This is a genomic window from Streptomyces sp. NPDC058464 (assembly GCF_042721035.1).
Classification (GTDB): Bacteria; Actinomycetota; Actinomycetes; order Streptomycetales; family Streptomycetaceae; genus Streptomyces.
The window spans coordinates 1-5,266 of record NZ_JBHXMA010000082.1 but is presented as its reverse complement, the minus strand read 5'-3'; the positions used below and the strand labels follow the sequence as shown (position 1 = coordinate 5,266).

General features: G+C 73.1%; 5 protein-coding genes. 3 read left to right on the top strand and 2 right to left on the bottom strand.

Going from position 1 to position 5,266, the window contains the following annotated elements; genetic code table 11:
• Positions 1-125 precede the first annotated feature (125 nt).
• Positions 126-1,028, bottom strand: coding sequence for a tRNA (adenine-N1)-methyltransferase (locus tag ACFWPQ_RS50085; protein ID WP_089103073.1), 903 nt, complete (start codon positions 1,026-1,028; stop codon positions 126-128).
• A gap of 149 nt (positions 1,029-1,177) precedes the next feature.
• On the opposite strand from ACFWPQ_RS50085, the gene ACFWPQ_RS50080 reads away from it, so the two are divergent.
• Positions 1,178-1,948: a hypothetical protein gene (locus ACFWPQ_RS50080; RefSeq protein ID WP_384051525.1), complete on the top strand. Its 771-nt coding sequence runs from the start codon at positions 1,178-1,180 to the stop codon at positions 1,946-1,948.
• A gap of 23 nt (positions 1,949-1,971) precedes the next feature.
• On the opposite strand, the gene ACFWPQ_RS50075 is transcribed toward ACFWPQ_RS50080, so the two are convergent.
• Positions 1,972-3,459 (bottom strand): site-2 protease family protein, encoded by a 1,488-nt coding sequence (locus ACFWPQ_RS50075; RefSeq protein ID WP_384051522.1) that lies wholly within the window; start codon positions 3,457-3,459, stop codon positions 1,972-1,974.
• Positions 3,460-3,599: 140 nt separating this feature from the next.
• On the opposite strand from ACFWPQ_RS50075, the gene ACFWPQ_RS50070 reads away from it, so the two are divergent.
• Together ACFWPQ_RS50070 and ACFWPQ_RS50065 are read left to right on the top strand one after the other, a co-directional pair.
• Positions 3,600-4,541, top strand: coding sequence for a RecB family exonuclease (locus ACFWPQ_RS50070; RefSeq protein ID WP_384051519.1), 942 nt, complete (start codon positions 3,600-3,602; stop codon positions 4,539-4,541).
• 16 nt (positions 4,542-4,557) lie between these two features.
• Positions 4,558-5,229 carry a response regulator transcription factor gene (locus ACFWPQ_RS50065; protein ID WP_020939010.1) on the top strand — a complete coding sequence of 224 codons (672 nt, stop codon included), beginning with the start codon at positions 4,558-4,560 and terminating at the stop codon, positions 5,227-5,229.
• Positions 5,230-5,266: the final 37 nt, after the last annotated feature.

Sequence of the window (5,266 nt, the reverse complement as noted above, 5' to 3'; positions counted from 1 at the left end):
CGCCGGGGTGCCGCCGCCGGGCCGGCTGTTGTGGCTCCACCGGTGGCCCCCCGCGCCCGCGTTCGGGTGGGGTCCGGGGAACTCGGCCGCGGCGCTCGTACGTTGTCGCGGCAGCGGGGACGGGCTCAGCGGCCGGCGCCGCCGTCGGCGTTGGGGCCGTCGTAGTCCTCGCCGTAGGCGCCCTTGGCGGGGCGGCGGCGGCGCATGGGCGGCTCGACGCCGTCGGCGAGGCGGCGGGCGGTGAGCAGGAAACCGGTGTGGCCGATCATCCGGTGGTCCGGGCGGACGGCGAGGCCCTCCACGTGCCAGTTGCGGATCATCGTCTCCCAGGAGGTCGGCTCGTTGAAGCAGCCGATCTCGCGGATGGACTCGACGGTCCGGGCGAGCTGGGTGGTGGTGGCGACGTAGCAGCACAGGATGCCGCCGGGGACGAGCGCCTTGGAGACGGCCTCCAGGCACTCCCAGGGGGCGAGCATGTCGAGGATGACCCGGTCGACGTCGGTGTCCGAGAGGTTGTCCTGGAGGTCGCCCACGGTGAGCTGCCACGCCGGGTGCGGGCCGCCGAAGTAGCGTTCGACGTTCTGCTGGGCGATCTCGGCGAAGTCCGCGCGGCGCTCGTAGCTGTGCAGCATGCCCTGGTCGCCGATGGCGCGCAGCAGGAAGCTGCTGAGCGAGCCGGAGCCGACGCCGGCCTCGACGACGCGGGCGCCGGGGAAGATGTCGGCGAAGGACAGGATCTGCCCCGCGTCCTTGGGGTAGACGACTGCTGCCCCGCGGGGCATGGACAGGACGTAGTCGGGGAGCAGGGGGCGCAGCGCGAGGTAGGCGACGTTGCCGGTGGTGCGGACAACGCTGCCCTCGGGAGCGCCGATCAGTTCGTCGTGCGGGAAGGAGCCCTTGTGGGTGTGGAAGTTCTTCCCGGCTTCGAGCGTGAACGTGTAGTGGCGGCCCTTGGGGTCGGTCAGCTGTACCTGGTCCCCGACCTTGAAGGGCCCGCGCCTGCGGGCGGCACCGGTCGGTTCGGACATGTGAACAGCCTACCGGGGTTTACGGAAGGCACCGACCACGGTGAAAGCGGACCGGCTCGCTGCTGGGGCGGGGGTCCGGAACCGTCTCGCGCGGTCGCGGCGTCCATGCCGATTGACGCCTGAGGGGCCGGCGGACGGGAGGGGCGGTCATGGCGGACGGGGGCGGGGACGGACCGGGCAGAGGCCGGTCACAGGCCTCGGGCGGTGCGCTGCTGGTCGGGGCGGCGGTGGCGGCGTTCGCCTGCTTCTACCTGTTCACGGAGATGCTGCCCACCACCGTGCGGGAGTACCGCGCGTACCGTGCGGCCGAGGTCTGTGCGGACTCCGTGCCGGCCGGACCCACGGAGGACTGCCTGCGCACCGTCACCTTCACGGTGCGGGACACGGTGGTCGACGGGCACGGGGGCTTCGCCCCGCGACGGCACATGCGCTTCGAGGCGACCCTGTCCGGCACCCGGTACTGGAACGGCGTGGTCGCGTTCGGCGACCCGGGACCGGTGCTGCGGCAGCTGCGGACCGGGGACCGGGTCGACGCCGTGGTCTGGCGCGGCGCGGTGATGCGGCTCCTCCGGTACGACGACGAGCAGGCCACCACCGACGAGCCGCGCGACGAGCCGCAGATGTTCGCCGGGCTCGGCGTGACGGCGGCCCTCCTGGCGGCGCTGGCCGCGTGGTTCGGCCTGGTGCGGCTGGTCCGGCCGGACGACCCGGAGCCCTGGACCTGGCGCCCGCTGGGGCGCTGGCTGCTGGGCATCGTGCTGGTCGCCGGACTCGGCTGTGCCTACGGCGCGCTCCTGCTCCATGTCCCGTGGCAGGCCGTGACACCGGTCGCCGTGGCGCTCACCGCGGTCATGTCGGCGGTGCTGATCGCCGTCCGCCGGCGGCAGCGGCGGGCACCGGCCGTGGCCGGGAGCAACTGAGCCCCGCTTCGGGAGAGCGGCTCTCAGCTGGGCCGGGCCATGGCCCTGACGAAGGCCCGTTCGACGTCCGCCGCCGACAGGACACCGTAGATCTCGCCGGTCTCCTCGACCACCAGGTACTCGGTGGCGGGGGTGGCGCGCAGGACGTCGAGGAGGTCCTCGCCCGCGAGCTCCGCGGAGACGCGCATGCCGTCGGTGAGGTCCTGGGCGAGGCCGCTGACGGCGACCCAGGGGCGGCGGTGTTCGGGTACGCCGACGATCGCGGCCTCGCGGACGAGGGAGAGCGGGTTGCCGTCGGCGTCGACGACGACCAGGGCGCGGGCGCCGGCGGCGTTGGCGCGGCGCAGGGCCTCGGAGAGCGGGGTGTCGGTCTCGACCGGGACGGCCCGGCGGGTCAGGGTGCGGGCGCGCAGTTCCGGGAGGTGTTCGCGGAGCCGGGCCATGCGCAGGCTGTTGCCGGCGCCGGTCCAGATGATCGCGGCGAGGATCGCGGCGAGCAGGGCGTCGGTGACGGCGTCCATGCCGTTGCTGTCCTCGGCGCCGCCGCCGAAGGCGCCCCAGTGGTTGAGCAGCGGGAGGCCGATGAGGACGGAGACGGCGAGGGCGCGCCCGACCCAGGCGGCGGCGACGGTGCCGCTCATGGGCCTGCCGGTGATCTTCCAGACGACGGCGCGGAGCATCCGGCCGCCGTCGAGGGGCAGGCCGGGCAGGAGGTTGAAGGCGGCGACGATGAGGTTGGAGACCATCAGGCCGGCCAGCAGGACGCCGGCGACGGTGCCGGGCTCGACGGGCAGCATGGCGAGGTAGAAGAGGCCGGACAGGACGAGGGAGAGCAGCGGGCCGACGAAGGCCAGCACGAACTCCCGGCCGGGGGTCTCGGCCTCCTTCTCGATCTCGGAGACACCGCCGAAGAACTGGAGCTGGATGCGGCGGACGGGGAGCTTGAAGCGGATCGCGGCGACCGTGTGGGCGAGTTCGTGGACCAGGACGGAGGCGTAGAAGGCGATGGCGAAGAAGAGGGACACGAGGTAGCGGGCGGCGCCGAGTTCGGGCAGCACGCGGTCGAGCTGGCCGCCGAAGACCCAGGTGATCAGCGCGGCGACGACGAACCAGCTGGGGGCGACGTACACGGGGACGCCGAAGGGCCGTCCCATGAGCAGTCCGCCACCGGGTTCCTTGGGCCGTTGCTGCGGTGGCTGTCCCTTGGCGATACCGGTGGACTGCGCGGGGCCCGGCACGTGGTCCCGCCCGTCGCCTTCGACGGGGGCGCCGGGCGCCGTGGCGGGTGGCTCCGCCTCGGGAGGTCCCGGGGTCGCGTCGGTGCGTGGCGCGGGCGCCGGCTGCGGCGTTTCCGGCTGCTCGGGTGACTCCGACGCTTCCGGCCGCTCCGGCGTTTCCGACGGTTCCTGCGGCTCCGGTGATTCCTGAGCCACCGGCTGCTCGTCGGGGGTCCGTTGTGTCGGTTCGGCGTTGTCCGACCGGGGCTGCCCGCTGCCGCCGCTCACGTCCACGGTGTCCCCTCGTTAGATACGTCTTCTCTGGTCGATGGTATGCGGCCGTCGTGGCGTGTTCCGCCCCGGCACCCCCTGTGTTGGCCGGGCCGTCGCGCGGGTTGGGTGACTGTCAGTGGCGGGCCGTATGGTCTGTGGTCATGGACAGCAGCATCGGGGACGCCGCGCAGGATCGGGGCGCGGTCGTCGCGCAGGGAGAAGGGCCGGTCACGGCGGTGGCGGGGCGGGCGCCCGCGCCGCCGGCCTCGCTGTCGCCCTCGCGGGCCAGTGACTTCATGCAGTGTCCGCTGCTGTACCGGTTCCGGGTGATCGACCGGCTGCCGGAGAAGCCGAGCGAGGCGGCGACGCGCGGGACCCTGGTGCACGCGGTCCTCGAGCGGCTCTTCGACGCGCCCGCGGCGGAGCGGACGGCGCCGCGGGCCAAGTCGCTGATCCCGGGGCAGTGGGACCGGCTGCGGGAGTCCAGGCCGGAGCTCGGGGAGCTGTTCGCGGAGGATCCGGAGGGCGAGCGGCTGGCGCGCTGGCTGGGTGAGGCGGAGCGGCTGGTCGAGCGCTGGTTCACGCTGGAGGACCCGGTCCGGCTCGAGCCCGTGGAGCGGGAGCTGTTCGTGGAGACCGAGCTGGAGTCGGGGCTGCGGCTGCGCGGGATCATCGACCGGGTCGACGTGGCGCCCACGGGCGAGGTGCGGATCGTCGACTACAAGACGGGCAAGGCGCCGAGGCCGGAGTACGCCGAGGGCGCGCTGTTCCAGATGAAGTTCTACGCCCTGGTGGTGTGGCGGCTGAAGAACGTGGTGCCGAGGCGGCTGCAGCTGGTCTATCTCGGCAGCGGTGACGTGCTGACGTACGACCCGGTCCCCGCGGATCTGCAGCGGGTGGAGCGCAAGCTGCTCGCGCTGTGGGAGGCGATCCGGGAGGCGACGGAGTCGGGCGAGTGGCGGCCGCGTCCGACGAAGCTGTGCGGGTGGTGCGACCACCAGGCGCACTGCCCGGAGTTCGGCGGCACTCCCCCGCCGTACCCGCTGCCGGTGAGGTCGGCGGAGTCCGGGGACCCCGTGCAGGGCAGAATGGGCGCGGACTAGCAGAAGGAGACTCACCGTGGCCATCCGCGTCCTACTGGTCGACGACCAGCCGCTGCTGCGTACCGGGTTCCGGATGATTCTGGAGGCCGAGCAGGACATCGCGGTCGTGGGCGAGGCCGGCGACGGCCTTCAGGCCCTCGACCAGGTACGCGCCCTCCAGCCCGATGTCGTGCTGATGGACATCCGGATGCCGCGGATGGACGGCGTGGAGGCGACCCGCCAGATCACCGGTCCCGGCCGGGACGGCCCGGCGAAGGTACTGGTGCTGACCACGTTCGATCTCGACGAGTACGTGGTGGAGGCGCTGCGCGCGGGTGCCAGCGGCTTCCTGCTGAAGGACGCCCCGGCCAACGAACTGGTGCAGGCGATCCGGGTGGTGGCGGGCGGCGAGGCGATGCTGGCGCCGAGCATCACGCGTCGCCTGCTGGACAAGTACGCGACGCATCTGCCGTCCGGCGAGGAGCCGGTGCCGGACACCCTGCACACCCTCACCGACCGCGAGGTCGAGGTGCTGAAGCTGGTCGCGCGCGGGCTGTCGAACGCGGAGATCGCCGCCGACCTGTTCGTCAGCGAGACGACCGTGAAGACCCATGTGGGGCATGTGCTGACCAAGCTGGGACTGCGGGACCGGGTACAGGCGGCGGTGTACGCGTACGAGAGCGGCCTGGTGCGCCCCGGCGCGCAGTAGGAACACGGATACGGCAGGAAGGGCGCCCCTCTTGGAG